The following is a 25,263-nucleotide window of genomic DNA, read 5'->3' as shown; positions in this document are numbered from 1 at the left end:
GATCAGCGGGATCAGCGCCAGGTGCAGCGGTAGCTCGACGCGACCGCCGGGTCACCGTGACCGGTGTACCGGGAGACCCGCGGGTACGCGCACAGGTCGCGGGTCCGGCTGCCGTCCGTCGTCGCCGCGGGCAGGGTCGCCGGGGCCTTGCCCTTCTCGACCCAGTCCACCAGCGCGCCCAACGGGTTCGTCGGGACCGCGCCCTTGCCGCCGCCGCAGTGCTCCACGCCGGGCGCGAGGAACAAGCGGTAGAACTCGTTGACGCGCAGCGCCCCGCCCATCCGCCGCTCGACCCGGTCGCGGTACTCCAGCGTGCCGCCCGGCGGGATCAGCTGGTCGTCGCTGCCCACGAAGGTGAGCAGCTTGCCGCCGGCGCGGCGGAACGCGGTCAGGTCCGGGTCGGACGTCCCGATGGTCCGGTCGTACTCCCGCACCGACTGGCGGAACAGCTCGGCGTACCGCTCGTAGGTGATCGTGGTGGTGTCGAAGCCGGGCTGCTTGGCCAGGAACGTCCGCACCCAGGCGGTCGCGACCGGGAAACCGGGCGCGGAGGGCGTGCCGTTCTCGTCGACCGCCGTCCCCGCCAGCCACGTGAAGTCCGCGCCCTGGGGCAGTCCGGGCCACAGCCGCGTGCCGTTCGGGTCGGTCGGCCCGGCCCAGATCTTGCGGACGACGTCGGCGTCCTGGGCGGTCACGGTGACCTCGCGGCCCTCGCAGAGCACCTTGTTGCCGACCAGGGCACGCGGGTCGAAGTCGCACCGGTCGGGCTGGTCGATGATCCCGTCGACCACGCCGTCACGCGGGTCGCAGACCTCGATCGCGGCCCGGCGGAACGCGGTGAGGACGCACGTGCTCGGGAAGTGCCGGTCGTTGTACATCACGGTCTGCGGCCACAACGTGGCCACGGCGAACCGCGTCCAGTCCACCGCCGGGGCGTTGGCCAGGATGCCGTCGAAGTCCCCAGGGTGGCGCTGCGCCTCGGCGTAGCCCTGGCGTCCGCCGGTCGAGCAGCCGTTCCAGTACGAGTACGTCACCGGCCGGCCGTAGTACGCCCTGGTCACCGCCTTGCCGACCACGGCCGACTCGTGCACCGAGCGGGTGGCGAAGTTGGCGAGCAGGGTCTGGTTGATCGTGCTGTCGGCGTTGAGCGCCCAGCTGGTGTCGAGGAACGTCAGCGGCACGCCGGCGTCGGTGGTCACGCCGACGTACCCGTCCTTGACCGCCTGCACCAGCGGCGCGCCGAAGTCCCCGGCGGTGTAGGCGCTGCCGCCGACGGCTTGCAGCCGCCCGGTCCACCCGGTCGCGGGCAGCGCCACCGCCACCTTGACGTGGTCGGCGCCGTCGTGGGTGAGCGTGACGGTGACCTCGCAGTAGGGCGGCACGTCGGTGATGGGCGCGGGCGCGGAGAACGGCGTGGCGGGGAACGTGACGGTCCCGCCCGGCCGGTGCTCGGCCTGCACCGACTCGATCCGCGCGCCCGCCGGGGCGGACACGGGGACCGTCGCGCACCCGGTCCCGGCGGGCTCGGCGGAGGCCGCCGTCACCAGCGGGACCAGCGCGACCAGCGGCACGGCGGCCACGGCGAGTTTCGTCCAGAGTCTCATCGAATTCCTCAGTAGTCCTTGTGGTGCGAACCGGACCCTAAGGACGCGACGAGGTTCCTCGCGTGCGTCGGATGACGTCATGCGTGTACGTCACGCGTGTATGTCACGCGTGTATGTCACGCGTGTATGTCACGCGTGTATTCACCGGACCCGCGGGTCAGGTCGTCGTCAACAGCAGCAGCCCCACGGCGGGCAGGAAGTTGTTGGTCTGGTGGGCCACGACGCTCGCGAGCAGGTTCCCGGTGATCAGGCGCGCGAACCCCACCGGGAGCGACACCAGCAGCAGCAACGGGGTGCGCAGCAGCTCCATGTGCGCCACGGCGAACACGGCGCACGTCGTCCCGAAGACGACCCACCGGTTCCACCCCCACTGCTCCAGCGCCCGCCAGAGCACGCCCCGGAACAGGATCTCCTCACCCAGCGGAGCCACCAGCCACACGGCCAGGAACATCGCGACGGCCGCGGGCACGCTGAGGTGCCGCCCCTCGAACGCCTCACCCACGGCCGATCCGGCGTCGTCGCCGACCACGTTCGTCCACACCGCGGCGGCGGGAATGGTGATCAGCAGCCCGCCGACGCCGACCAGCAAGCCGATCCCGAAGTCACGCCAGCTCCACCGCCACGCGAGCGCCCGCCCGACCCGTCCCGGCCGGGGCCCCGCGCCGACCAGCGCCGCGCCGACCAGCCCCACCAGGGCCGCGACGGTGGTCGGCAGGACGAGCAGGACCAGCAGGGCGTCCACCCGGAGCCGCGCGTCGTCGGCCCCCGACACCACCAGCACACCCACCGACACGGCGAACCACACCAGCTCGGCCACGAGGAACACCCCGAGCAGCCGCCACCCACTCCGCTTCCCGCCGACCGGCGGCGGATCGACACGCGTGCCCTCCACGCAGGCTCGCCCCTTCCGCTGTCCGGTTCCTGGAGACCATCATCGCGATCTCGCCGCCCCGGCGCACGGCGGTGCGCGTCTGGACTTCCGCGGGAGCTAGGACAGGGCGCGGGCGAGTTCGCGGCGGCCGTTGATGCCCAGCTTGGTGTAGATGCGGCCCAGGTGGTTTTCGACGGTTTTCGGGGTCACGAACAGTTCCTGGGCGATCTCGCGGTTGGCGCGGCCCGTCACCGCCAGGTCCGCCACGCGGCGTTCGCTGGCGGTCAGGGCCTCGACGCCGGCTACCACTGGTTTGCGCGGGCGGTCGCCGAGGGCTTCCAGGGCTGCCGCCGCGCGGGTGCGCAGGGCGGTCGAGCCGCAGTTGGTGGCCAGGTCGGTGGCGCGGTGCAGCGGGTCGCGGGCCTCGGTTCGGCGGCCGGCGACACGCAGGGCCTCGCCCAGGTCCGCCAGGGCGCGGGCCAGGTGCAGGCGGGCGGGGGAGGAGTCGAGCAGTCGACCCGGACAACCGCCTGGACCTGCTCACCACCGCCCCGGTCAGCTACGGGTTGCCGCCTGGACCCAGGACGGCGGCGGCCCGCGCCAGCCGCACCGCGTCGGCGGGCAGCCGGCCCAGCGTCGCCCGGAACACCGTGCTGGGACCGAGGCCGCCGATCTTTTCTGCGGTCGCGGCCTGGTCGAGCGGCAGACCGAGGGTGTCCAGCTCGTCGAGCAGGACCGTGGCCAGGAACGGGTTCCCACCGCTGGCGTCGTGCAGCGCGGCAACCACCTCGGGGGCCGGCTCGCCCGGCTCGTCGCGGGTGGCGTGCCGGGAGTCGCTCAGCTGGGCCGGCGGCCCGGAGTTCTTCGCGGGCGGTCGGGTGGCCACGACCAGCGCGATCGGCAGGTCCGTGATCCGCCGGGACAGGTACTCCGCGCGGCTCATCCGACCAGGCGGCGCAGCCGGTCCGGGTCGCGCAGCGGCCTGCCGTGCCCGAACAGCACGAGGCTGGGCCGCAGTTCGGCCAGCCGGCGCATGGACTCGCGGTTGCGGTCGCGGTCCCAGGTCAGGAAGTCCGGCGGCCCGGACACGCCCAGCACCCGGAAGAACACGTCACCGCAGATCAGCACGCCGTCGTGGTCGCGCCACAGGGCGATGTGGCCGGGGGAGTGGCCGGGCACGTCGAGCACGGTGAACCCGGCGACCTCGTCACCCTCCTTGAGCCCCTTCGTGACCGGGTGCGGGTCGGGCATCTTCATGTGCGACAACAGCTTGGGCAACCGTCCGGGCGCGGTGGCCGGGGTCGCGGTCTCGATCGCCTCGATGTCGCGCTGCCCGGCCCACAACGGCAGGTCGAACTCGTCGCACACGGCGTGGCTGGACCCGAAGTGGTCGGGGTGGGCGTGCGTGACGACGTGCGCGCTGACCCGCTGACCACGCAACTGGCGCGAGATCCGCCGGCGCGCGGCGGGCGTGCCCGCGTCCACCAGCACGTCCTCGACCAGGTAGGCGTTGATCATGTGGGGCGGGCGGCCCAGCAGTTGGAAGACACCCGGTGCCAGCGATCGCATTCGCAAGATCGTACCGGCCAGGGACCCTCCGACACGTCCGCCGGATCGGGCGAACCTCCACGACTTCGCGCGGCCCACGGTCTCCACGACCGCGGGCCGCACTGTGTCGCTAGTAGCCGTTGCCAGTCAGGTGGATCGGGGCCACGTCCGTCGATCCGACCCCGGCCCCCGACCCCGCCCACGTCCATCTCGCCCGGCCCACCGGAGAACCCTCGCCCGCTCGGCGGCCATCCGAGCCGCCGCCGTGGTCCCCCGGACGATCGCCCACGTCATCCGCACGGCCGAACCTCCGGCTCCGCGTCGACGACCCGAACCTTGCCGGTGGGCAGATGGCGACTCGCCCTGCACGCCACACAACTCCGCACGATGGCCGGAAGCCCCAACTCCCGAACCACCCACAGCGCCTTCCGATCAACCTCGGGCCGCGCGCCGCCGACGAGCGCACTGCGGAAACCATTCATGGACAAGTCCCCAGGGTCTGCACAGGGCTCAAGGCCCTTCCGAATCCAGTGGCACACAGCCGCGCGCAACACAACCGAGCACGCCGGCCGACACGACGCCGTCAACCCGACGTCGCACAAAGGAAGCCCGCCACCGAACCCCGGCACGAGCTCCACACGGTGCGGCAGGACACGACGAACCCGCCGTCATCCCACCTGACTGCTACTAGTCACAGACCCATGAGCACGATCCTGCTCAACCCCCGCACAGCGAGGCAATCGATTTTCCGCCAGACCCCGATGGACGCTCAGGCCCCGCTCGAGGCGAGACGGCCCACCACGTCGTCCAGGCAGGAGCGCACGTCGTGGGCTCTCACGTCGTTGAGGTCCTGGAAGATCTCCACGGCTCGCCGCAGGAATTCCTGTGCCGCGTCGAGGTCTCCGGTCTCGCGCATCGCGATGCCGAGGCTGTGCAAGGTTTGCGCCTCGCCCCACCGGTCACCGATGCGGCGGCGAACGGCAAGCGCGTCCCCCAGGACCTCGACCGCGTCGTCGAAGCGGTTCAGGTCGAGGTAAGTGTCGGCCAAGTTGTTCAAGGCGAAGCCTTCTCCCCAGAGGTCGCCCACCTCGCGCCTGAGTGCGACCCCGACTTGCAGCTTCGCCAGAGCGTCGTCGAGGCGTCCCAGCCGTCGACAGGTCTCGCCGAGGTTCGTCATGGCGAAGCCTTCATGCAGCCGGTCGCGCTCGAGTCGGGCCAGCCCGAGGGATTCTTCGAGGTAGGCGACCGCTTCGTCGTACCGGCCCAACTCGCGGTAGCAGAAGCCGATGTTGTTCAACGCCCTCGCCTGACCTCGGCGGTCGTCCTCCGCCCGCCAGACTTCGAGGGCCTTCTGCATGGAGTCCAAGGCCTCGGCGTAGCGGCCGAGGTCGCTGAGCACGTGCGCGTGCATGTTCAGCGTCAGAGCCTCACCGGGTCTTTCCCGGCTTCGTCGAGCGGCGTCGATGCCGGCCTCGCTGATGGCCAACCCGTCGAGCAGTCGTTTCGAAAGCACCACGTACCCGTGCAAGGACTCACTCAGGCGCCACGCCAAGGAATCGAAACCGGCGTCCACGGCGAGACGAACCACGCAGGCGAGGTTGGCGAATTCCACCTCCAGCCACCGACACGCTTCGTCGCGGTCGCCGAATTCGGCGTGCACCGGTAGGCCTTCCGACGTCACCGGAATGCGAGGGTTCATGTCGACCCGGACGGCCGCCTCGGACGAGGCGTGCGTGTACCACTTGAGCAAGCGATGTGTGGCCTCTTCACGGACCTCCGGGCTGTCCTCCGCCATCACGCGTTCGATCGCATAGGCTCTCAACAGGTCGTGGAGTTGATAGCGAACGGGTGCGGTTTGTTCGGCCAGGTGGCTGCTGACCAACAAATCCATCGTCTGCGCGGCTTCCCGGATGGAAATGTTCGCCACCGCCGCGACAGCCGCCAGGTCGATGTCCGCTCCCGGGTGCACTCCGAGCAGCCGGAACACCCGCGCGGCCCCGGCAGGCAGTGCCCGGTACGACCACGAGAAGGCCGCGGCCACGGCCGTCGTCTCATCGCCTTCCACCGCGAGCACGTCAAGACGGCCGGGGTCCATCGCGAGGTTCTCCACGAAGTCGGCCAACCTGGCGTGCGGGCGTGCCGCGACCCACTCGGCGGCGATCCTCAGGGCGAGCGGCAGGTGTCCGCACCGCTCGGCCAGGTGGCGCGCCGCGTCCGGCTCGGCGTCGACGCGACCTTCGCCGATCACCTGCTTGAGCAGCTCGAACGACTCTTCGGCCTTCAACGGTTTGAGGGTGACCCGCACGGCTCCGTCGTGCGCGGAGAGGCTGGACAGCCGACTGCGGCTGGTGATCAGGACCAGGCACCCCGGTGCGGCGGGGAGGAGCGGCCGGACCTGAGCGGAGTTCTCGGCGTTGTCCAGCACGATGAGCATGCGCCGGCCGTTGAGCAGCGACCGGTACAGCGCCGTCTGCTCCTCGAGGTCGGTGGGGATCTTGCCGGGCGGCACGTCCAGTGCTCGCAGGAACCGTCCGACGGCTTCCTCCGCGGCTACGGGCAGGCCTGGGTCGTAACCGCGGAGGTTGACGTAGAGCTCGCCGTCCGGGAAGCGGTCGCGCATCCGGTGTGCCCAATACACGGCCAGTGCGGTCTTGCCGACGCCAGCGATGCCGGCGATGGTGGAGATGATCACCGCGTGCGGTGTGGTCGTGTTCTCGCGCAATAGCGAGTCGAGCATCTCCAAGTCGTCGGATCGACCTGTGAAGAACCGCGAGACCGCCGGTAATTGTCTCGGCACGGGTAATGCTTTCGACGTTCCGTGAAAGTGGATCCCGCCTTGGACGTCCCGGCTCTGGACCACGTTCTCCGGATGGTCGGAACCGTCGATCTTGTTGGACACCAAGCTGTTCACGTCACCCTCCGAACACGGCGGCAGCGCCGTTGGTATCGGATACCCCAGGAATCGACGGCCGCGCGTCGATGCGCGTCGATGGCGGGTGACGCTATCACAGAGTCGCATCGGAGATTCGCGGTATGCCCGATGTTCGAATGCGAGATTTCGTCGCACTCCCTGTCGAATTCACTGTGCCTCGTCGACTTCCCGACTCCGGAGTTGCGGCGTCGGGCGAGTGCGGGCAGGGGCGTGCCGACCACGGTCGGGGCCGGCGGCGCGGTCCCGGTGCGCGCCCGCGGGGCTTGAGCGGTGCGGGTCGGGGAAGTTGCAGTGGGGGATGGTGTACCCCCTAGGGGTATGTACGGCCTGGAAGGAAGGAACGGTCATGACTCCCGATCCGCGTCGTTGGTGGGCACTTGTCGTGCTTGCTGCGGCTCAGTTCATGGTCATCATGGATACCTCGATCATCGCTGGCGCCCTGCCGGACATGCGGGCTCAGCTCGGCTTCACGCCCAGTTGGCTGCAATGGGGGTTCAACGCCTACGCCGTTGCGCTGGGAGGTCTACTCCTGCTCGGCGGTCGGCTGTCGGATCTGTGGGGTGCTCGGACGGTCTTTGCGGCGGGCTGGGGCGTCCTCACGTTGGGCTCAATCGTTGCCGCTGCGGCCGGTGATGCTGGCACCGAAGTCCTTGGTCGTGCCGTGCAGGGTGTGGGTGCGGCGTTGTTGGCGCCGGCGGCGATGACGTTGTTGATGGTGTTGTTTGCGGGGCAGGCCAAGGAACTGCCTAAGGCGCTGGCCTTCTACGGGGCCGCCGCGCCTGCGGGTGGTACGGCCGGGGTGTTCCTGGGTGGGGTGATCACCGAGTGGCTGACCTGGCCGTGGGTGTTCGTCCTCTACGTTCCGATCGGGGTGCTCACTCTGGCGCTCACGCCGAAGTTGCTGCCTGCGGTTCGTGGTCGGGCTGGTGGTCTGGATGTCGGTGGTGCGATTGCGGTGACTGGAGGCCTCGCGTTGGCGGTGTACGCGATCGTGCAGGCTCCCGAGAGGGGGTGGACCTCGGTCTCGACGCTCCTTCAGCTTGGTGGCGCGGCGGTATTGCTGGTTGCGTTTGCGTTGGTTCACCGGTCGGTGCGCAATCCGTTGATGCCGTTGAAGGTCTGGCGCACGCCGGACCTTGCCGCCGCCAACCTCGCGATGCTGCTGCTGGGCGCGGCGTGGATTCCGATGTGGTACTTCCTGAACCTCTACGTCCAGCAGGTGCTTGGTGACCGGGTTGGTCGTCCTCGGTGGCGGGCTGGGTCTGCTGGCCACGGCGGACGCCGCAGGCAGCTTTGTCGCGGACGTCTTGCCGGGCTCGCTGGTCTCGGCGATCGGCATGGCGCTGGTGTTCATCCCGGCCACCATGAGCGCCATCAGCGGGGTCGCGCCGGAGCAGGGTGGGCTGGCGTCGGGCACCGTCAACACCACCTACCAGGTCGGCTCGGCGCTTGGGCTGGCGGTCATGACGGCGATCGCCACCTCGCAGGGCGGTGACGAGCTCGGGGACGTGGTCGCGTTGACCGAGGGGGTACTCGGCGGCGTTCGTCGCGGCGGCGGTTGTCGCGCTCGGTGGCGCGGGGCTGGCGGTGATCACGCTGGGTGGGAGCCGCAAGAAGAACGAGGACCGGGTCCCGGCGCGGGTCGCCTGAACCTACTACGGCATGGGGGTATGCTATCGTCCGCATACCCCCACCGGGTATATTTCAACCGAAGGGAACGGACAAGCAATGTCGAACACCAACGAGACCGCCGGCCTCGACTTCGTCGTCCAGGGCATGACGTGTGGCGGGTGTGCCGCCAAGGTCAGCACCGCCGTGCAGGGCCTGGCCGGCGTCCAGGACGTGCGGGTGGACATCGCGGGTGGCAGGCTCAGCGTCTCCGGTCCGGTGGACGAGTCGGCTGTCGCCGCTGCTGTCGAAGGCGTGGGGTACGCCGTCTCGCGCGCCTGAGGCGGGGTGTGGTTGACCGCACAAAGCGAGGGATCCTCGCAAAAGGCGTGTTAACCTCCCCTCCGCGTACCCCCTGGGGGTATTGAACAACGGGGAGTTGAGATGCAGCACGAGCACCACGAAAGCCATGAGAACCGCGCAGGCCATGAGAACCACGCAGGCCACGAGAACCACGGGCACGCGGGTGGCGCGACCTGGGGCATGGCCGTGTCCGCCACGCTGCACTGCCTCACCGGCTGTGCCATCGGCGAGGTGCTCGGCATGATCATCGGCACCTCCCTGGGCTGGGGCAACGTGGCCACGATCGTGCTGGCCGTGGCGCTGGCGTTCGTGTTCGGCTACGCGTTGACCATGCGCGGCGTGCTCAAGGCCGGTGTCGGGTTCAAGCAGGCGCTGAAGGTGGCGTTGGCCGCCGACACCCTGTCGATCCTCGTCATGGAGATCATCGACAACACGGTGATGGTCGTCGTGCCCGGTGCGATGGAGGCGGGGGTGTCGAGCATCCTGTTCTGGGGCGCGCTGGCGTTCTCGCTGGCCGTGGCGTTCGTGTTGACCGTGCCGGTGAACAAGTGGTTGATCGGTCGGGGCGCCGGCCACGCGGTCGTGCACGCTTACCACCGCTGACGGTCGCGGGCGGAGTGGGCCTCACTCGGGCGTCCACTCCGCCAGCTTCGTCCGCAGGTCCGACACCGCCGCACCGAGCGCGTCCGTGGACGTCGGCAGGGCGTGGGCCACGAGTTCCAGGTGGTCGAGCACGGACGCCCGGTCGCGTCGGCTCGACTGGGCGAACGCGGTGGAGTAGGCCGCCGCGATCCGCTCGACGTCCAGCACCCCGTCCACCAGGGCCTGGGCGAAGTCCGCGTCCGCCGGCGTGACGCGGGACCAGAAGTCGGGGCGGCGCACGCCCGCCGCAGCCTGCCGGGACTCCTCGACCAGCTTCGTCGCGTCGTCCCGGTCGAACGGCTGCCCGGGGTCGCGCTCGTGGGCGAGCCAGCCCAGGACCACGACGTTCAGCGCCGGGTAGTAGTACACGGTCCCGTACCGCTCGCGGTGCAGGGCCACGGCCCTGTCGTAATGCTCCCTGGCCTCCACCAAGGCGTTGGTCAACGCCTTGCGCTTGCCCCGGGACACGCACTGCGCACGCCGGCGGGCCACGCCGCCCAGCAGCGCCCACCGCTCGGGCGTCTCGCTCATCTTCAGCAGCAGCCCGGCGGCCTTCTCCGCGTCGCCCAGCAGCGCGTCCGGTGACGGCAACGCCGGGTTCGGGGTCTTGGTCAGCTCGACCGCCCACTTCGCCCGCACGTTCACCAGCTGCTCCACCGACCGCACCGACCCCGAGTCCGACCAGTCCAGCTGCGCGGCCTCGTAGCACGTCACCGCCTGCTCGTAGAGCGCCAGCGACGCCCACACGTCACCGATCGCGGCGTTCTCCCCGCCGCCGAGCCACTCCGCGGGCACGTCCGCGACCAGTTCCCCCAACTCCGCGGCGATCGCGCCCACCACGGTGTCGGGCGCGTCGCCGGCCCGCTGCCGCAGGTCGGCCAGCGCGTCGCGGAACTCCCGGCGCGCGACCAGTTCCTCGCGGTGGACGACGCCACCGCCGGCGGGGTCGAGCCGGAACGCGGGCGGCCCGTAGACCTGGTAGGCGCCCCACGTGTTGGTGGCGCGGTGCCGGTCGTGCACGACTCGGCGCGCGTTGAGGGCGGCGGTGCCGAGGTCGCCGCCGCTGAGCAGTCCGCTGTAGAACGTCGTGGCGAACTCGTGCGCCGCCTCGTCGTCCACCGCCCACCCCGCCGCGACGACCGCGCGCACCCCGTTCTCGACCAGCTGGCGCGAGATGCTGGAGGCCAGCAGGTCCGCGCGCTGCTCGGCCGCCGGGTGCCGCCGCATCGCGCCGAGGTGGCAGCAGTTGAGGAACACGACGTCCGGGGTGGTGCGCATCTTCGCGATCTCCAGCGCGCCCAGGTGGATGTCGTCGCCGATGACCACCCCGCTGCGCGACGGGTCGTCGGGGTCGTAGCGGCCGTGCCCGGCGATGTGGACGATCCGGTACTCCTGCCGGAACAACGCGTTGAGGATCGGCACGACGTCCTCGCGGTCGTCGTCGCGGGCGATGATCGCCGTGACGTCGTACCCGCGGCTCTTCAACAGCTTCTCCACCCGCCGCGCCTCCTCGCGCGCCGCGGGCAGGCGGGGCAGCCCGGTGCCCGCCGGGTCCCCGATGACCAGCGCCGCGTGCCCGGAGGAGGGTCGGGTGGACTCGGCGAACGAGCGGGTCTCCAGCCGGCGGATGACGCCGACCTCGACGGCCAGCGGTTCCACGTCCTGGTCGTGGGTGCGGCTGGCCAGCATCTCCAGCGGCAGGGAACCCGCCTGCTCGTCCACCACCATCAGGAGGTTCTCGCTGCCGTAGCCCTGGCCCTTCAGGGCGTTGGGCACGAGCAGTTCGTAGAGGGTGTTGTAGAGCTGCTCGTCCGGGTGGTGGTCGGCGATGGCCTCGGCGACCAGCGCGTCCAGCAGCTTGCGCTGCGCGGAGTTCACCCGCTGCTCGGCGCGCGCGGACCGGCCGATGCTGGTGAACGACAACGCGCCCAGCCGGTCGGTCCGGTCGGAGCCCTCGGCGACGATGCGGACGGTCCGCCACACGCCCTCGCGGTAGGGCGCGGGCGCGCCGGGCTTGCCGTCGACGCCGTCGAGCAGCCGCCGCTCCACGACCACCTCGCCGCCGTCGGAGTCGAGGGTCTGCGCGAGCCGCACCGCCGCTTTCGTGGCCTGGATCGCCCGCTCCTCGTACAGCTCCACGATCTTCAGCTCGTCGACGCGGACCGGCGACCGCAGGTCCTCCAGCCGCCGGTTGGCCTGCCGGACGCCGGCGATGATCGCGGTGACCGCGTTGTCGACCGGCATCGGCGGCACCAGCGCGGTCCCGATGAGCACCGAGCAGATCGACACCGGCACGTCCGACGAGCCGCGCGGCGCCCGGTCCTCGTGCATCGCGGCGAGCTTGAGCGCTGCGCCGGTGACGCCCGCGATGAGCGCGCCGGGCGTGAGGTCGCCCGCGTCGCCCAGGCCGATCACCACGCCGCACGGGCTGTCCACCGCGCCGAACACCTCGCACGTGCCCAGCCGCCCGGGGTACTGCCGGAAGGCGATCCGGCGTTCGAGCGCGCCGCCCAGGCACGCGTCCAGCGCCCGCTCCGCGCCGCTGATCGGCGTGCCGTCCTGGTGCCCGACGAGCACCGAACCGGTGGCCCAGCGCAGGTCGCCGTGCACCACGCCGACCCGCAGCGCCTTCCGGCGGGCCGTCGCGCGCCGCCCGCCGCCCCACGCGGTGCGCACGAGGTGGTCGGCGGTGGGCAGCACCAGCAGGCCGCGCGCGTCGGCGAGGTCACCGTCCACACCGGACCGGGCGGTCGGCGAGCGCAGCAACCGACCGGGCGCGCGGCCGGCCAGCAGGTCGAGCACGGCGGCGGCGGTGTCCGTGTCGGACGGTAGGTCGGCGTGCGGCACCAGCGCGTACCAGGTGACCGGCCCGGCCGGTGCGCCACCTGCACGGCAGGCGAACCCGTCACCGTCGGCGGACACGCGGAACACGTCGTCCTTCTGCCCGCACACCGTGCGCTCGGCGCTCCCGTAGACCGCCGTGATCCCGGTCCAGCTCTTGGGCAGCAGGGCCGCCCGCGCGTCGGCCGCCTCCGGGTCGAGCGCCCGCAGCAGCGGCCATTCCTGGAACCAGGACCCGACCACGGCGGCGTCCGCGCGGTGGTCCAGCAGTGCCACCGCGGCGGTGAACTCGTCCTTCCCCGCCAGCCGCGCCCGCGCCAGCCAACTGCCCCGCAGCGGCGGTCCGAGCAGCACGGCCCGCCCGCCCGCCGCGTTCCAGCGGTCGCCCACCGAGCGCAGGGCGGCGAGCAGGACCAGCGCGCCCGCGCCGTGCGCGACGACGTGCACCGGCCGGCCGGTGTCCAGCTTCCCGGCCAGCTCCCGGGCCAGCTCGTCGAGGTCGCGGCGCGGGTCGAACGGCCACTCCGCCACCGCGTACCGGCCGGCCAGCGCCGAGGTGAGCAGCGCGTAGTTCGGCACGAGCCCGCCCGGCTCGCCGTCCCGGCCGCCGAGGACCTTGCCCGGCCCGTGCGCGACCAGCCGCGCCGGGTCCGGCCACAGGGTGACGCCGTCGTGCACCAGCGTCGAGCCGAGCAGGTCGGGCACGACGAGCACCTCGCCGGACACCTTCTCCTCGCCCCGGCGCACCGGCCAGTGCGGCGCCGGCGGCGTGTCGAAGGCCGCCACGTCGTCGTCGGCGAGCCAGTTCTCCAGCGCCCGCCGGCTGTCCTCGTTGGCGAAGTAACTGCCGTGGTTGACCCGCGAACCCTGGAACGACGTGCACCGCGACCGCACCCGCGCGGCACCGCCGGACATCGACGACGTGGGCACGACCAGGTCGTGGTCCTCGCCGTAGAACAGGTCCGCGCCCCGGACCAGCAGCTTGCTCAGCAGCCCCCGGCCCTGGGCGTCACCGGTGATCGCGCCGAGCCCGTCGTCCAGCGGCGGCGCGGCCAGCAGCGTCCGCAGGAACGGCGACTCGGGCATCTGCGCTTCCATCCCGGGCATCACCCGCGGGTCGATGCGCTGCTCCAGCACGGTCAGCAGGAACTTCTTGATCAGCGCGGCGATCCCGGTCTCGCGCAGCACCGGCACCAGGTGGAAGACGTTGAACAGGAACGACGCCCACCTGTCGATGCGCCCGGACGCGAGGGTGGTGCCCATCGCCGGGCAGGCGACACGGGCGAAGCGCCGCACCCGCAGCTGCCGGTCCGCCAACTCGCGGCGCAGCCGGGGCAACGCGTCCACGTCCGGGTGGTCGAGGCCTTCGTAGGCGGCCATCGCGGGCTCGTGCGCGGCGGCGTAGCTGAGCACCTCGCCCACCAGCCCGCCACGCGAGTGGGTGACCAGGTGCAGGGGCGCGTCGGGCAGGTGCGGCACGGCCAGCAGCGCGTTCTGGGCGGGCGTCAGGCCGAGGGTGGCGTGTTCGAGCGCGAGCACCCGGCCCTCGTAGCGCTCGACGATCCGGGTCCACTCCGGGGTGCCGCGCAGCTTCCCGAACGCCGCCTCGGTGTGCGAGAACGTGCCGTGCACCAGCACCAGGTACGGGTCGCCGCCCGACGCCGGCGGCGCCTGGAGGAGGTCGCCCGGCGCGAGTTCGAGGTCGACGCCGACCGAGTAGACGCCACGGGGTTTCGGCTTGCGCCGCCACACCTTCTCCGGCGCGTCGGTCCGTCCGGGAGCGTCGATGAAGTCGACCAGCTTGCGCACCGCGGCCTTGGCGGCGGCGTCCAGCGCCACCTCCGCCACCCGGCCGGCGACCACGCCCTGCACCGAGTCGAGCACCCCGGACCGGGACAGCGCGGGACCCGTGGCGGCGTCGAGTTCGCGCACCGCGTCCCGCACGTCCTCGGGCAGCTTGGCCTTCACCCGCCGCACGGAGGCCAGCCGCGACCCGCCGTCACGGGTGCGCTCGTCGAGGAAGGCGGTGACGTCCCCGCGCCGGCCGACCTCCGCCCGGGACACCAGGGTCGCGGCGCGGTAGAAGTGCACCACGCCGTCGGTGTCCTCCACCTCGACGACGTCGTCGTCCTCACCGGACAGCGTGACGCTCTCGGTGTCACCGCGGCCGGTGCCGGCGACCTGGACCTCCCCGCGCACCGCGTACCCGACGTCGTCGCCGTACAGCCGCGCGAAGTCGTCGTCGGCCTGGTCCGCTACGGGCCTGCCCCGGAGGGTGAAGTCGGTCATGGTGGCACCTGCCTCGTGGTGCGTCCGCCTCCTGTTGTATCTCGACGCCCGCACCGGCCCCGTTACGACCCACGGCCGCCGCCGGTGGGCCATATTGGTGTCGTGGACACCGACGACCGGATCGCGCGCGTGGCCGACGTCGCCGGGCTGGCCTCCGCGTTGGACCGCCTGGGGGTGCGCCGGGGACGGCCCGTGCTGGCGCTCGTGGGCGGCGCGGGCGGCATGAGCGCCGCCGACACCGAGCGCGTCCGGGGCCTGCTGCGCGAGCTGCTGCCGGTGCTGGTGGCCCGGGGCGCGGCGGTGGTGGACGGCGGCACCGACGCCGGTGTCATGCGGGTGATCGGCGACCTCGCCGACGGCTTGACGCTGGTCGGCGTGGTCGCGGAGGCCGCGTTGGGCGACACGGCGCTGGAACCGCACCACGTGCACGTGTTCGTGCCGGGTGACGCGTGGGGCGACGAGTCGCCGTGGCTGGCGAAGGCGGTGTCCGTGCTCGCGGACGGGTCGCCCTCGGTGACGTTGCTGGTCAACGGCGGCGACATCACCTACACCGACGCGGCGCACAGCATCGAGCACGACCGGCCCGTCGTGGTGCTCGCCGACACCGGCCGCACCGCGGACGCGATCGCCGCAGCGGTCCGTGGCGGTCCGTGCGACCACAGGGCGGCTGTCATCGCCAGGTCCGGGCTCACCCGCGTGGTCACGGCGGAGGACTTCGTCGCGGTCGTCGAGTCCGCTTTGGACCCGTCCGGACGTTAGGCCATTCGGGTGCTTGTCCGCAACGCGCCCCCGTCCGCCGACGATGCCACGAGTAGGTGGGGAGGGGGTGAGCGGCCATCATCTTCATCAGCTACACCCGCAACGACGAGCCGACCGTCCAGGCGCTGCGCGACGACCTGGAGCGGTTGCACTGGCCGGTGTGGATGGACCACGAGATCCACGGCGGCGAGCAGTGGTGGCGCGAGATCATCCAGACCATCCAGCAGACCAGGGTGTTCGTGTTCGCGCTGTCCGACGCGTCGTGGCGGTCGCGGCCGTGCCAGGAGGAGCTGGACTACGCCAAGAAGCTCGGCATCCCCGTGCTGCCGGTGCAGGTCGGCGCGGTGCACAACACCCGCATCCCCATCATGGAGACGCAGGCGATCGACTACCGGGAACGCACGCCCGAGGCCGTGCTGGCGCTGGTCGCCTCGCTCGCCGACCTGGCCAGCCGCCAGGTGCGGCTGCCCGACCCGCTGCCGGACCCGCCCACCGTGCCGTTCGAGTACCTGTACCGGATGGCCGAGCGGCTCGGTCCCAAGCCGATCCCGGCCGACGACCAGGACGTGCTCATCGGCCAGTTCCGCAGCAAGCTGCGCAACGAGGACGACGCCGTGGCGCGCGCGGACATCGTCAAGCTGCTCAAGGAGTTGCGCGGGCGCAAGGAACTGACCGTGGGCAACGCCGAGGAGATCGACGCCCTGCTGGAGACCGCCGAACCCCTCGTGGTGGTGGCGGAGGACGGCGCCACCCGCCTGCCCCCGACCGACCACTGGCGCCAGGGCAAGGCTCAAACCAAGTCGGAGTCCAAGCCGAGGTCCAAGCCGGAGCCCGAACCCGACACCAAGTCCGGCCCCAAGCCGGAGGCCAGGTCCGACGCCAAGTCGGAGGCCGAGGTCGAGCCAGTGCCGCGACCTCGGGGGGAGACGCCGGCCCCGCCCGCACCGCCGCCAAGGGTGAAGAAGTCCGATCCGCCGACCCACACGCCGCCGCCCAAGCTCGCGCCCGCGCACCAGTGGGGCACCCCCGCCACCCCGAAACCCGAGTCGCCGAAACCCGAGCCGCCCCAGCTCGAGCCGCCCCAACCCGGATCGCACCGACCTGGTTCGCACCGACCTGGTTCGCACCGACCTGCATCGCGCGAACCGGAGCCCGCCGCCGGACCGCCGGGAGAGGGCGCACCCGCCTGGCTCCGCCCCCTCGTCACCAACGGCCCCTCCACCCCGAGACCTGCCCCGGAACCCGCCCCGACACCGTCCGCGCCCACCGCACCGTGGTGGGGCGCGCAGAAGTCGGAAGAACCCCCGGCACCGCAACCGGTTCCCGAGCCGCCCAAGGAACGTGCTCTCGCGTTCGTGAGCGCCGTGCTGGGCGCGACCGGCCTGCCGTTCCTGTACTTCGCGGTGGCCCAGGACGAGAGCGCGGCCGTGCGAGTGGGTGCCGTCATGCTGTTGATCGTGTCCGCGCTGGGGCTGTCGCTCGGCCTGGTTTCGTTGACGCGCAAGGAACCTCGGGCGCGAGCGGCGGTTGTCATCGCCGCCGCCGGTCTCGTGGGCGCGCTCGCGTATGCCTTCTCCGGGGTGTTCTAACCGGATTTCGCGCGCTTGACGAGCCCGACGATCAGCGTGGCCACGAAAGCGAGCGCGGCGAACATCCCGGCGAGCTCCTCGTCCCCGCCTCCCGCGACGAGCAAGATGTGGGACGACAGCCCGGCGGTGAGATAAGCCAGCGCCGCACACAGCAGGACGACCCAGATGGCGGGCTTCTTGCGCGCGGGAACGGGCACCGGCGGGGGCGGCGGGACCGCCTCCCACCAGTTCGCCCCCGGCCGCACCGGTTGCGGCGGCCGTGGGCTGGGCGGCTGTGGGCTGGGCCGCTGTGATCTGGGCGGCACCGGAGCGGGCGGGGGTGTCGGCGGCGTCCACGCGGTGGGTGGCACTTCCGGCCGGGGCGGGGGCACCTGGTGCGTGGCGGTGCCCGCGACGACGGTCGGCGTGCGTTGCCACCACGGTGCCGCCGCGGGGCTCAGCAGCTCCTCCAGCGCGCCCGCCGCCGCCCACCCGGGACGGCAGCACGACTTGAGCCGCTCCGCCAGTTCGTCCACCCACGGGTCGCCCAGGCTCGCCAAGTGTCGCCACGTCGGCGTGTCGAACGACCGGAAGTCCTGCTGGGTGAACAGGAGGTTGTCGTCAGTGTTGAGCGCCGCCCACGTGGGCCTGCGGGCCAGGGCCGACAGCGCCAGGTAGATGAGCAGGCCGGGGAAGGTGTCCATCCAGCGCCCCCACGGCCGGTCCGGCGGCTGGTAGTTGTGGTGGCCGGTCTCGACCGGTGGTCTGTCGGCGGCGAGGGCCTCGATCCACGCGCAGTCGAAGTCCACCAGCCGCAGGGTGCCGTGCCTGTCCACGAGGACGTTGCCGTGCTGGAGGTCGCCGTGCGCGAAGTCCGCTCGTTGCAGCCGCTGCACGAGGTCGCGCCACGACCGGGCCAGGTCGGTGAGCGCGCCGACGTCGTGGCGGGTGACCAGGTCGTCGACGTGCCGGTTGAGGGTGTGGCCCTCGACCCACGGCATCTCGACCACGGGCCAGGTGCGGCCGTTGACGCGGATGCCGTCGTCGATCCACCGGGGCAGCGCGACGGCGTCGGTGAGGCTGCGGGCGGTGAAGTGGCCGTGCAGCGAGTCGTACCGCCTGCTGGTGCTGACGTCCGCGCGGGTGAAGAACCGCAGTGCCCGGGGCTCGTCGCCCGCCATCGCCTTGAACACGACCGCGCTCGCGCCCGAGGCGGGCGAGGGGATCTGGAAGACCGGGTGCACGACCAGTTCCAGGCTGCGCAGCTCCTCGGTGGTGAACGCGTCCGGCCGCTGCACCGCCTTCATGTAGTCGTCGAAACCCGGGTACCGCATCAGACGACCACCACCAGCTGGTCCGGCAGTCGGGAGGCGACGCTGACCCGCATCAGGGTGACGTCGTCGTTGGTCATCTCCCGCGCCGCGCGCCGGTCGTCGACCAGGTCGCGGAAGCGCTCCGGGTGGTCCAGCCCGGCCAGCGCCGACCACAGCGCCGGGCCGTCCCGGCGGACCATCCACTGCGCGAAGGCGTCGGTGGCCAGGTAGAGCAGGTCGCCCGCGGCGAGGTCGCCCTCGGCGAACTCCACCCCGCCGAGCGCGCCGGGCAGCGCGGCGGGCGCGGTCGGCACGCCCGCGGGGTTCGTGCCGAAGCCGTCCGCCGGGATGTCCGGGAACTGGGTGACGAGCCGGTCGCCCCGCACGTGGAAGAGCACGGTGTCGCCCAAGGCGACGGCCCGCCAGCGCGGACGCTGGCCGCCCAGGTCGACCAGTTCGCACCCGAGGAAGGTGGCCAACGAGCCGACGCTGTCCACTTTGAACAGTTCCAGGCCCGATGCCCTGGACAGCACGGGGTCGTGCCGCCACGCGTCCTGCGCGCGGCCGGCCCACCCGAGCAGCGAGCGCTCGGTCAGCTCGACGTCGCCCGCCACGAACCCCTCCACCAGCCGCATCGCCCAGCGCGCCGAGCCGAAACCCTCGGTGGCCCCATCCGCGACCGCGAACCGGGGACCGCGACCGGTCGCCGGGTCCCCCGGCACGGCGGCGGCGCCGTCCTCCCACTCCCACGGGTCGTTGCCGTGCTTGGGCGCGGAGAAGACGACCTGCCAGGCGTGCACGGGCGTCACCTCGACCGTTCCGGCACCCTGGTGCCGATCTGGAGCACGCGCAACAACGTCGAGCGCCCCACGTTGAACGCGAGGCCCCGCGCGCCCGGTCGCACGTCGTAGCCGTCGGCACGGGCGTTGTCCACCATCGTCGGCGGCAGCTCGCTGCTCAACGCGAACAACTCCGGTCCCGGCAGCGGCAGGCCGGCGGGCGTGGCCGGGAAGACGACCTCGTGCGAGTCGGTGGGGGACAGGAAGATGTTGAAGAACAGCGCGGGGCCGTCGGCGGTCTCGATGGAGGTCAGCCGCTTGACCCAGTCCTGCAAGGTCGCGCCCTGGTATGGGCTGTCCGTGACCATGCCGTCGGTGATGTTGATGATGATCGGCGGGAACGAGTCCGGGTGCGCGGCGGCCCAGTCGAAGACGTGCGCCCCGGCGACCTCGACCGCCTGGCACATGGGCGTGCGGTAGCCGTGCACCGGGTCCACCCACACCGGCATCTTCACGCTGACCGGCATCGCGTCGATGGACGGCTCGTCGCGCACCGCGAACGGGTTGGCCGCCAGCTCCGGCAGCGGCACCAGCCCGCGCCCGGCCAGCGCACCGCCGAACGCGGCCTCCACGCCCTCGCCGCCGGGACCGGTGATCCGCGCGCCGTAGCTGAACACGCCCACGTCGAAGTAGTGCCGAACCGGCGCGTTGACCTCGATGGTGGCCTTGACGCACATGTCGAGCAGGATGTTGTTGACCGCCAGCGCCGCGCCCACCGCGAGCGACCCGCCGGTCGCGCCCCACGGCAGTTTCATCGAGTCCGACCGGTCCAGCAGGATGACGACGCAGCCGGGCGTCGCCCGCGACACCCACTGCCGGTACGTGCCTGTGCTCATCGTCGCTCCTCGTCGGCGGGGACCGCTCGGGTCAGGTTGCGCCGCACGACCGTCGCCGGCCACGCCGTGCCCGGCAGCCACTCCCAGGTGGTGCGGCAGTCGGGGTTGCGGCAGGTGAACGCGCACGCGTGGCCGTCCTGCCGCACGTCCAGCTCGAAGCCGCCGCAGCGCGGGCACTGGGCGATCTGTGCCCGGTGCGCGTCGAAGTCGTTCAGGGACACCGATTCCCTCGGCGCTTGTGCCGCTTGTGGTGTGGCGGCGGGTGCGCTGGTCCGGTTCCACCACTGGCCGTTCGCGTCCGGTGCGGGTGCGGGTGCCGGTGTGGGTGTGGGTGGCGGCGGTGGGCTGGGTGCTGGACGTGGTGGCGTTGGTGGTGGGGTGATGGGTACTGGGTCGGGCTTTTTGACGGCGGCGACCCACAGCAGCGCGAGGGCGATGCCGAGCACTCCGCTGACGACCGCGACCAGCAGCCGTTGCACGAAGCCGAGCTCGGTGAAGGGGGCGATGCCGACCAACGCACCTGCCGCCGCGAGCACCACGGTCAACCACCGGACCACCTGCGCCAAGACCCGTTCGGACACCGTCAGCCCCTCTCGACGAGGATGGCGAGGTCGCCGGTGGACTGGTCCGTGAGCACGCACCGCGACGACAGAGCGCCCGGCTGGCTCTTCGCCACCCGCCAGCCGTCGGGCAGCGACACGCACACCACCAGTCGGCCGGCCGCCGGAGGGACCTTGATCGAGCCGCCGCCGTCGACCTCGAAAGTCGTGTTGAAGGCCGCGTCGGCGACGTTCACCGCGCGTCCCGCCATCCCGGTCGCGGGATTCCTTTGGCCGTCGGGACCGGCGGTGACCAGGCTGATCGTCAGGTCGTTGGACGGCTTGGTGTTGGCGCCCAGCGCGAGTGCGACGCCGAAGGAGATCAGCAACGCGTACACCGGCGCCATGAACTGGCTGCGCATCCACTCAGGCATCGCGGTCCACCGGGCACCTCCGTGCGGGCGGGCGGGCACTCACCTGTCAGTCGTCGGCCGGCCGCTATGTGTGTCGCCGGTCACACGCGTTACCCCCGAATGGCGTAGTGCTCGCCCCTTGACCCGGACAGTGCCCACTCCACTGTGGACGCCGTCCGTGGCCGCCTCCGTCACCGTCCCGACCTGCGGACATCCGGGGCGGGGACGTGGTCGGCCCGCGTGCCGGGTCGTCTGGCGGGCCACGGCCGTGTCATCGTGATGGACATGAACGACCACCACGCGCACACCCCGCGACCGCGCTCCGTCGCGGAGCTGGCGGCGTCGTCGCCGGCCTGGCAGGTGGAGACCGACCAGCGCGGCCGGTGGCTGACCGCCGAACGCCGCATCGTCCACGACGGCCGCCGCTGGCTGATCGGCCTCACGCCGGTCCGGGACGGTGTCGTGGCGCTGGTGCTGTGGTCGGGGGACGTCGTGGCCGGGCACGCGCGCGGTTCGGAGGCCGACATGTGCGCCCGTGCCGACCGGTGGGTGGCCGACCTCATGGCACGCAGGCTGATGCCGTAACCCCGCCTGAGGTCCACGGTGGACGGGCTGGTCTCGCGGCCGGGTGGTCGGTGCTCACTGCTCCAGTAGGAAGGCCAGGGTGCTCTCGGCCAGCCGCGCCTCGACCGCGTCCGGGTCGGCGGCGGTGGCCTGGCGGAACTTCTGGGAGGCCAGGACGGACAGCAGCCACCACGCCGCCGCCTCGGCGTCGAGGTCCGGGCGCAGTTCGCCGCGGTGCTTGCCGCGGGTGAACAGGGCGGTCAGCGCGGTCGCGAAACGGCGGGTCGAGGCGCGGGCGGCGGCTTCGACCTCGGGCTCGTCGGTGATGGTGGACGCGTCGGCGAAGATCGCGCCGACCGTGCCCGCGCTGTGCACCACCTTGAGGTGGTTCGGGTTGAGCATCATGCGCAGCATGTCGGTGACCGGGATGCCGCTGTCGGTCACGCGCTCGACCATCCGGCAGACGTGGTCGGCGGCCCGCTCCACCACGGCGGCGAACAGCGCGGCCTTGGTGCCGAAGTTCTGGAAGACCACCGGTTCGCTGACCCCGAGCCGCTTGGCGACGGCCGAGGTCTTGCCGCGCAGGTAGCCGACCTCGGCGAACACCTCGGTGGCCGCGACGAGGATCGACTCGCGGCGGTCCTGGGCGCTCATCCTCGTGCGGCGCACCTGCTGTTCGGTCACGGACCCGATCCTAGTCGCCCTTGCCGGCGGAACTTAGTCGTGACTAAGCTCGTTCTTAGTGACGACTAAGTTAGGAGCCGGACATGCACAGGACCCGACGGCACGGACACGGACGCGGGCACGGTCACGGGCACGACGACGCGCCGGGGGCGATCCGGTACGCGCACACGTACGAGATGTTGTCGGTCGTGGTGTTCGCGGGACGGCGGCGGCGCACCTACAGCCGGTTCGTCGAGCTGGCCGGGGTGCGGGCCGGTGACCGGGTGCTGGACATCGGCTGCGGTCCGGGCTACCTGACCTCGCTGGCTGCCGGGGCGGGCGGCAGTGCGGTGGGGGTGGACGTGTCGGAGCCGATGGTCGAAGAGGCGCGGCGGTTGCGGGGGAGTGGTACGTGCACGTTCGAGATCGGTCACGCGGAGGCGTTGCCGTTCGAGGACGAGTCGTTCGACGTGATCGTCTCCGCCCTGGCTGTGCACCACATCCCCGAGGAGCACCGCGCCACCGCTTATGCGGAGATGCGCCGGGTCCTCAAGCCGGGCGGACGGGTGCTGATCGCTGACTTCCGTCCGCCGCGCAGTGGGGTGGGGCGGCACCTGGTCCGTGCGATCACGGGCGGCGAGATGATGAGCCACAACCCGGTTGAGCGGATCGCGCCGATGATGGCAGAGGCCGGCCTCAACGTCATCTCGACCCATCAGGTCGGCGCGTTCTTCCACTGCGTCCGTGCGGGCAAAGCGTGAAGCGGCACCCGTCTCGTCAGGGTGCGAGTCGGCATTTGACGCGTATTGCGCTTGTGCTCGCGGTCGTTGTGGGACTGATCATCCACATAGGACTCGGGTACCAGGCGGGCTTGGTCGTCGCGTTGCTTGCCCTGGTTGGGCACGTGCTGCTCGGTGCGGCGGCTGGGAAGGCTTGGCGCAACAGGAAGGCCGACTCCGAGCCCGCTGATTCGGCTTCGTCGGAACACTGAGCGTGGTGCGGAGTCCCTCGAACGGCGCAGTGATATTCCGTGCCGGGTGGTGGGAGCATCGTGGCCCCTGCAACCGCCGCCACTTCAGGAGCGCCATGCGTCGCCTTGTCGGCAAGTCCCTGCTCGCAGCCGTCCTCCTAGCCTCCGTCCTCCCCGCCGTACCCGGTCACGCCGACGCGCGGACCAGCGGGTACATCGTCGTGCTGGCCGACGGGTTCACCGCCTCGTCGGTGTCGTCGGTGGCCGCCGAACACGCCACCACCGTCGAGCACGTCTACTCCAGCGCCCTGCACGGCTACTCCGGCCGGATGACCGCCGCCGCAGCGGCCCGTCTGGCCCGGGACCCGCGCGTGGTGCTGGTCCAGCCAGACGGTGTCGCCACCGCAACCGCTCAAACCACCCCCACCGGCATCGACCGCGTGGACACCGAACTCAGCCCGACCGCCCGCATCGACGGCACCGACCAGCGGGTGGCCGTGGATGTCGCCGTGATCGACACGGGCGTAGACCTCGACCACCCCGACCTCAACGTCAACACGGCAGGCGCCAAGAACTGCTCCACCGGCAGAAGCGCCGACGACGGCAACGGCCACGGCACCCACGTCGCAGGCACGATCGGCGCCTTGGACAACGGCGTCGGCGTGGTGGGCGTCGCGCCGGGCGCTCGTATCTGGCCGGTCAGGGTGCTCAACGCCCAGGGCAGCGGCAGCTTCTCCGACATCATCTGCGGCATCGACTACGTCACGGCGCACGCCAACGAGATCGAGGTTGCCAACATGAGCCTGGGAGGCTCTGGTAGCGACAGCGCCTGTGGCACCAACAGGGACGCCATGCACGAGGCCATCTGCCGTTCGGTCGCGGCGGGTGTCACCTACGTTGTGGCAGCGGGTAACAGCGCCTCCAACTCGTCGTCGTTTGTGCCTGCTGCGTACGACGAGGTGATTACGGTGAGCGCCCTGGCGGACTTCAATGGCCAACCGGGTGGGGGTGCGGCGGCTACGTGCCGTACGGATGTGGATGACACGTTTGCCGACTTCTCCAACTATGGCGCGGATGTGGATCTCATCGCGCCCGGTGTCTGCATCTTGTCGGCGTGGAAGGGTGGCGGCTACAACACGATTTCCGGTACGTCGATGGCCAGCCCGCATGTGGCTGGAGGCGCGGCTCTGTACAAGGCGACCCATGCCACGGCGTCTCCGGCGGGTGTGAAGTCTGCTCTTCAGGCGGCTGGTACCGATAGCTGGAACACGGGCACTGACCCAGACGCTACGCACGAGCGCTTGCTCAACGTGGCCACGTTCTAGACGTCAGACCGCCTGAGGCGTGTTCAGGCGTGTTCAGGCGTCTCAGCGGATGCGGCCAGCGGGCGTGCGCGCCACACCACTCCGAGTGCGGGGTTGCCGGTGGGACTTGGCTCGATCCTTTCCACCGTGAAGCCCTCACGCTCGTAGAACGCACCCGCGCGCTCGTTGGCCGCGAAATGTTCGACGTACAGCCGATCGGTGTCGGCGGGCAGCTGTTTGATGAGGGCATCGAGCAGCCGCAGGCCCAGGCCGTGGCCGCGATGTCGGGGGTGGACGTAGAGCTTGTAGACGACGTGGTCGGCTCCTCTGCGCCCGCGCTGCCCGACGCCGACGACGTGCCCGTCAGTCTCGGCGTCAGTCTCGGCGTCAGGCTCTGCGACGACCACCAGGCCCTCGGCTACGGCTGCGTCGACGTGCGTCTCGTTCCACCACCTGCGGACCTGCTCATCCGCTGCGGCAACGCCGATCAGCGGGGCGTAGTGCGGTCGAATGTGCGCCTCGCCGAAACGGCAGATCGCCACCACGTCGTCGGGCCTGGCTTCCCGCACGAACGGTTTGACCGGTTCGACCGGTTCAGCGCTCGACGACATCGCATCCTCCCGCAATGATCTCGCACTGGCCAGGTTACGACAGCACAGCCCGCGCGCTGATCGGCCGGGTACTCCGCCAGCCGGCATACATGGAACGAGTGCGGAGCGCGTTGCGTTTGGACCCGCGAAGCGTGGGCTTGTCGGTGGAAAGTCCGGTTCAAAGATCAAAAGCGCCTCGCCGGCGGG

General features: G+C 71.5%; 22 protein-coding genes. 8 read left to right on the top strand and 14 right to left on the bottom strand.

Annotated elements, in window-relative coordinates; genetic code table 11:
- Nucleotides 1–11: 11 nt before the first annotated feature.
- The 6 genes from WBN91_RS28400 to WBN91_RS28375 all read right to left on the bottom strand — a co-directional run bounded on the left by WBN91_RS28400 (nt 12) and on the right by WBN91_RS28375 (nt 6,934).
- Nucleotides 12–1,604 (bottom strand): tannase/feruloyl esterase family alpha/beta hydrolase, encoded by a 1,593-nt coding sequence (locus WBN91_RS28400; protein ID WP_337723045.1) that lies wholly within the window; start codon nt 1,602–1,604, stop codon nt 12–14.
- Between the two features lie 157 nt (nt 1,605–1,761).
- Nucleotides 1,762–2,496: a CPBP family intramembrane glutamic endopeptidase gene (locus WBN91_RS28395; protein ID WP_337723046.1), complete on the bottom strand. Its 735-nt coding sequence runs from the start codon at nt 2,494–2,496 to the stop codon at nt 1,762–1,764.
- A 96-nt stretch (nt 2,497–2,592) separates the two neighbouring features.
- Entirely contained in the window at nt 2,593–2,784 is a 192-nt protein-coding gene (locus tag WBN91_RS28390) for a helix-turn-helix domain-containing protein (protein ID WP_337723047.1), read from the bottom strand.
- A 250-nt stretch (nt 2,785–3,034) separates the two neighbouring features.
- The gene (locus tag WBN91_RS28385; RefSeq protein ID WP_337723048.1) at nt 3,035–3,418 is read right to left on the bottom strand and encodes a hypothetical protein; all 384 of its coding nucleotides are present in this window, start codon (nt 3,416–3,418) and stop codon (nt 3,035–3,037) included.
- Nucleotides 3,415–4,044, bottom strand: coding sequence for an MBL fold metallo-hydrolase (locus WBN91_RS28380; protein WP_337723049.1), 630 nt, complete (start codon nt 4,042–4,044; stop codon nt 3,415–3,417). The genes WBN91_RS28385 and WBN91_RS28380 overlap by 4 nt, the downstream gene beginning before the upstream one ends.
- A gap of 748 nt (nt 4,045–4,792) precedes the next feature.
- Nucleotides 4,793–6,934 (bottom strand): ATP-binding protein, encoded by a 2,142-nt coding sequence (locus WBN91_RS28375; RefSeq protein ID WP_337723050.1) that lies wholly within the window; start codon nt 6,932–6,934, stop codon nt 4,793–4,795.
- A gap of 367 nt (nt 6,935–7,301) precedes the next feature.
- Here WBN91_RS28375 and WBN91_RS28370 point away from each other — a divergent pair, with 367 nt between their 5' ends.
- The 3 genes from WBN91_RS28370 (at nt 7,302) to WBN91_RS28360 (ending at nt 9,529) form a co-directional block, all read left to right on the top strand.
- The gene (locus WBN91_RS28370; protein ID WP_337723051.1) at nt 7,302–8,450 is read left to right on the top strand and encodes an MFS transporter; all 1,149 of its coding nucleotides are present in this window, start codon (nt 7,302–7,304) and stop codon (nt 8,448–8,450) included.
- A 233-nt stretch (nt 8,451–8,683) separates the two neighbouring features.
- Nucleotides 8,684–8,905, top strand: a complete 222-nt coding sequence (locus tag WBN91_RS28365; protein ID WP_337723052.1) for a heavy-metal-associated domain-containing protein — start codon at nt 8,684–8,686, stop codon at nt 8,903–8,905.
- A gap of 201 nt (nt 8,906–9,106) precedes the next feature.
- The gene (locus WBN91_RS28360; protein WP_443217817.1) at nt 9,107–9,529 is read left to right on the top strand and encodes a DUF4396 domain-containing protein; all 423 of its coding nucleotides are present in this window, start codon (nt 9,107–9,109) and stop codon (nt 9,527–9,529) included.
- A gap of 21 nt (nt 9,530–9,550) precedes the next feature.
- Here the strand turns inward: WBN91_RS28360 and WBN91_RS28355 are convergent, their stop codons facing one another.
- Nucleotides 9,551–14,698 carry a CHAT domain-containing protein gene (locus WBN91_RS28355; protein WP_337723054.1) on the bottom strand — a complete coding sequence of 1,716 codons (5,148 nt, stop codon included), beginning with the start codon at nt 14,696–14,698 and terminating at the stop codon, nt 9,551–9,553.
- Between the two features lie 102 nt (nt 14,699–14,800).
- Between WBN91_RS28355 and WBN91_RS28350 the strand changes: the two genes are divergently transcribed.
- Both WBN91_RS28350 and WBN91_RS28345 read left to right on the top strand, forming a co-directional pair.
- A complete protein-coding gene (locus tag WBN91_RS28350) occupies nt 14,801–15,457 on the top strand; it encodes a hypothetical protein (RefSeq protein WP_337723055.1) in 657 nt (218 codons plus the stop codon).
- Between the two features lie 77 nt (nt 15,458–15,534).
- Nucleotides 15,535–17,046 (top strand): TIR domain-containing protein, encoded by a 1,512-nt coding sequence (locus WBN91_RS28345; RefSeq protein WP_337729413.1) that lies wholly within the window; start codon nt 15,535–15,537, stop codon nt 17,044–17,046.
- On the opposite strand, the gene WBN91_RS28340 is transcribed toward WBN91_RS28345, so the two are convergent.
- From WBN91_RS28340 to WBN91_RS28320, 5 genes are read right to left on the bottom strand one after another with little or no spacing between them, the layout of a single operon-like run.
- Nucleotides 17,043–18,359: a hypothetical protein gene (locus WBN91_RS28340; RefSeq protein ID WP_337723056.1), complete on the bottom strand. Its 1,317-nt coding sequence runs from the start codon at nt 18,357–18,359 to the stop codon at nt 17,043–17,045. The genes WBN91_RS28345 and WBN91_RS28340 overlap by 4 nt on opposite strands.
- A complete protein-coding gene (locus tag WBN91_RS28335; RefSeq protein WP_337723057.1) occupies nt 18,359–19,138 on the bottom strand; it encodes a hypothetical protein in 780 nt (259 codons plus the stop codon). Before WBN91_RS28335 ends, WBN91_RS28340 begins: the two co-directional genes overlap by 1 nt.
- Nucleotides 19,139–19,143: 5 nt before the next feature.
- On the bottom strand, nt 19,144–20,013 hold the full coding sequence (locus WBN91_RS28330) for a hypothetical protein (RefSeq protein WP_337723058.1): 870 nt from the start codon (nt 20,011–20,013) through the stop codon (nt 19,144–19,146).
- Nucleotides 20,010–20,594 (bottom strand): hypothetical protein, encoded by a 585-nt coding sequence (locus WBN91_RS28325; RefSeq protein WP_337723059.1) that lies wholly within the window; start codon nt 20,592–20,594, stop codon nt 20,010–20,012. Before WBN91_RS28325 ends, WBN91_RS28330 begins: the two co-directional genes overlap by 4 nt.
- 2 nt (nt 20,595–20,596) lie before the next feature.
- Nucleotides 20,597–20,986, bottom strand: coding sequence for a hypothetical protein (locus WBN91_RS28320; RefSeq protein ID WP_337723060.1), 390 nt, complete (start codon nt 20,984–20,986; stop codon nt 20,597–20,599).
- Between the two features lie 264 nt (nt 20,987–21,250).
- Here WBN91_RS28320 and WBN91_RS28315 point away from each other — a divergent pair, with 264 nt between their 5' ends.
- Nucleotides 21,251–21,550: a hypothetical protein gene (locus tag WBN91_RS28315; protein WP_337723061.1), complete on the top strand. Its 300-nt coding sequence runs from the start codon at nt 21,251–21,253 to the stop codon at nt 21,548–21,550.
- 54 nt (nt 21,551–21,604) lie between these two features.
- Here the strand turns inward: WBN91_RS28315 and WBN91_RS28310 are convergent, their stop codons facing one another.
- Complete coding sequence (locus WBN91_RS28310; protein WP_337723062.1) at nt 21,605–22,213, bottom strand: TetR/AcrR family transcriptional regulator; 609 nt, start codon at nt 22,211–22,213, stop codon at nt 21,605–21,607.
- Nucleotides 22,214–22,296: 83 nt separating this feature from the next.
- Here WBN91_RS28310 and WBN91_RS28305 point away from each other — a divergent pair, with 83 nt between their 5' ends.
- Complete coding sequence (locus WBN91_RS28305) at nt 22,297–22,953, top strand: class I SAM-dependent methyltransferase (protein ID WP_337723063.1); 657 nt, start codon at nt 22,297–22,299, stop codon at nt 22,951–22,953.
- Nucleotides 22,954–23,278: 325 nt separating this feature from the next.
- Complete coding sequence (locus tag WBN91_RS28300; RefSeq protein ID WP_337723064.1) at nt 23,279–24,487, top strand: S8 family serine peptidase; 1,209 nt, start codon at nt 23,279–23,281, stop codon at nt 24,485–24,487.
- A gap of 23 nt (nt 24,488–24,510) precedes the next feature.
- On the opposite strand, the gene WBN91_RS28295 is transcribed toward WBN91_RS28300, so the two are convergent.
- Entirely contained in the window at nt 24,511–25,077 is a 567-nt protein-coding gene (locus WBN91_RS28295; RefSeq protein WP_337723065.1) for a GNAT family N-acetyltransferase, read from the bottom strand.
- Between the last annotated feature and the right edge of the window lie 186 nt (nt 25,078–25,263).

The organism is Saccharothrix sp. CCNWYY140, from assembly GCF_037401995.1.
GTDB lineage: Bacteria > Actinomycetota > Actinomycetes > Mycobacteriales > Pseudonocardiaceae > Actinosynnema.
Note: the sequence above shows the minus strand (reverse complement) of the source record. Positions and strands in the feature narration are given on the sequence as shown.

Coding starts and splice junctions, on each gene's coding strand:
- WBN91_RS28340 (WP_337723056.1), bottom strand. CDS start 18,359: ATGCGGTACCCGGGTTTCGACGACTACATGAAGGCGGTGCAGCGGCCG.
- WBN91_RS28365 (WP_337723052.1), top strand. CDS start 8,684: ATGTCGAACACCAACGAGACCGCCGGCCTCGACTTCGTCGTCCAGGGC.
- WBN91_RS28295 (WP_337723065.1), bottom strand. CDS start 25,077: ATGTCGTCGAGCGCTGAACCGGTCGAACCGGTCAAACCGTTCGTGCGG.
- WBN91_RS28380 (WP_337723049.1), bottom strand. CDS start 4,044: ATGCGATCGCTGGCACCGGGTGTCTTCCAACTGCTGGGCCGCCCGCCC.
- WBN91_RS28300 (WP_337723064.1), top strand. CDS start 23,279: ATGCGTCGCCTTGTCGGCAAGTCCCTGCTCGCAGCCGTCCTCCTAGCC.
- WBN91_RS28315 (WP_337723061.1), top strand. CDS start 21,251: ATGAACGACCACCACGCGCACACCCCGCGACCGCGCTCCGTCGCGGAG.
- WBN91_RS28330 (WP_337723058.1), bottom strand. CDS start 20,013: ATGAGCACAGGCACGTACCGGCAGTGGGTGTCGCGGGCGACGCCCGGC.
- WBN91_RS28360 (WP_443217817.1), top strand. CDS start 9,107: ATGGCCGTGTCCGCCACGCTGCACTGCCTCACCGGCTGTGCCATCGGC.
- WBN91_RS28400 (WP_337723045.1), bottom strand. CDS start 1,604: ATGAGACTCTGGACGAAACTCGCCGTGGCCGCCGTGCCGCTGGTCGCG.
- WBN91_RS28370 (WP_337723051.1), top strand. CDS start 7,302: ATGACTCCCGATCCGCGTCGTTGGTGGGCACTTGTCGTGCTTGCTGCG.
- WBN91_RS28355 (WP_337723054.1), bottom strand. CDS start 14,698: ATGACCGACTTCACCCTCCGGGGCAGGCCCGTAGCGGACCAGGCCGAC.
- WBN91_RS28320 (WP_337723060.1), bottom strand. CDS start 20,986: ATGCCTGAGTGGATGCGCAGCCAGTTCATGGCGCCGGTGTACGCGTTG.
- WBN91_RS28385 (WP_337723048.1), bottom strand. CDS start 3,418: ATGAGCCGCGCGGAGTACCTGTCCCGGCGGATCACGGACCTGCCGATC.
- WBN91_RS28305 (WP_337723063.1), top strand. CDS start 22,297: ATGCACAGGACCCGACGGCACGGACACGGACGCGGGCACGGTCACGGG.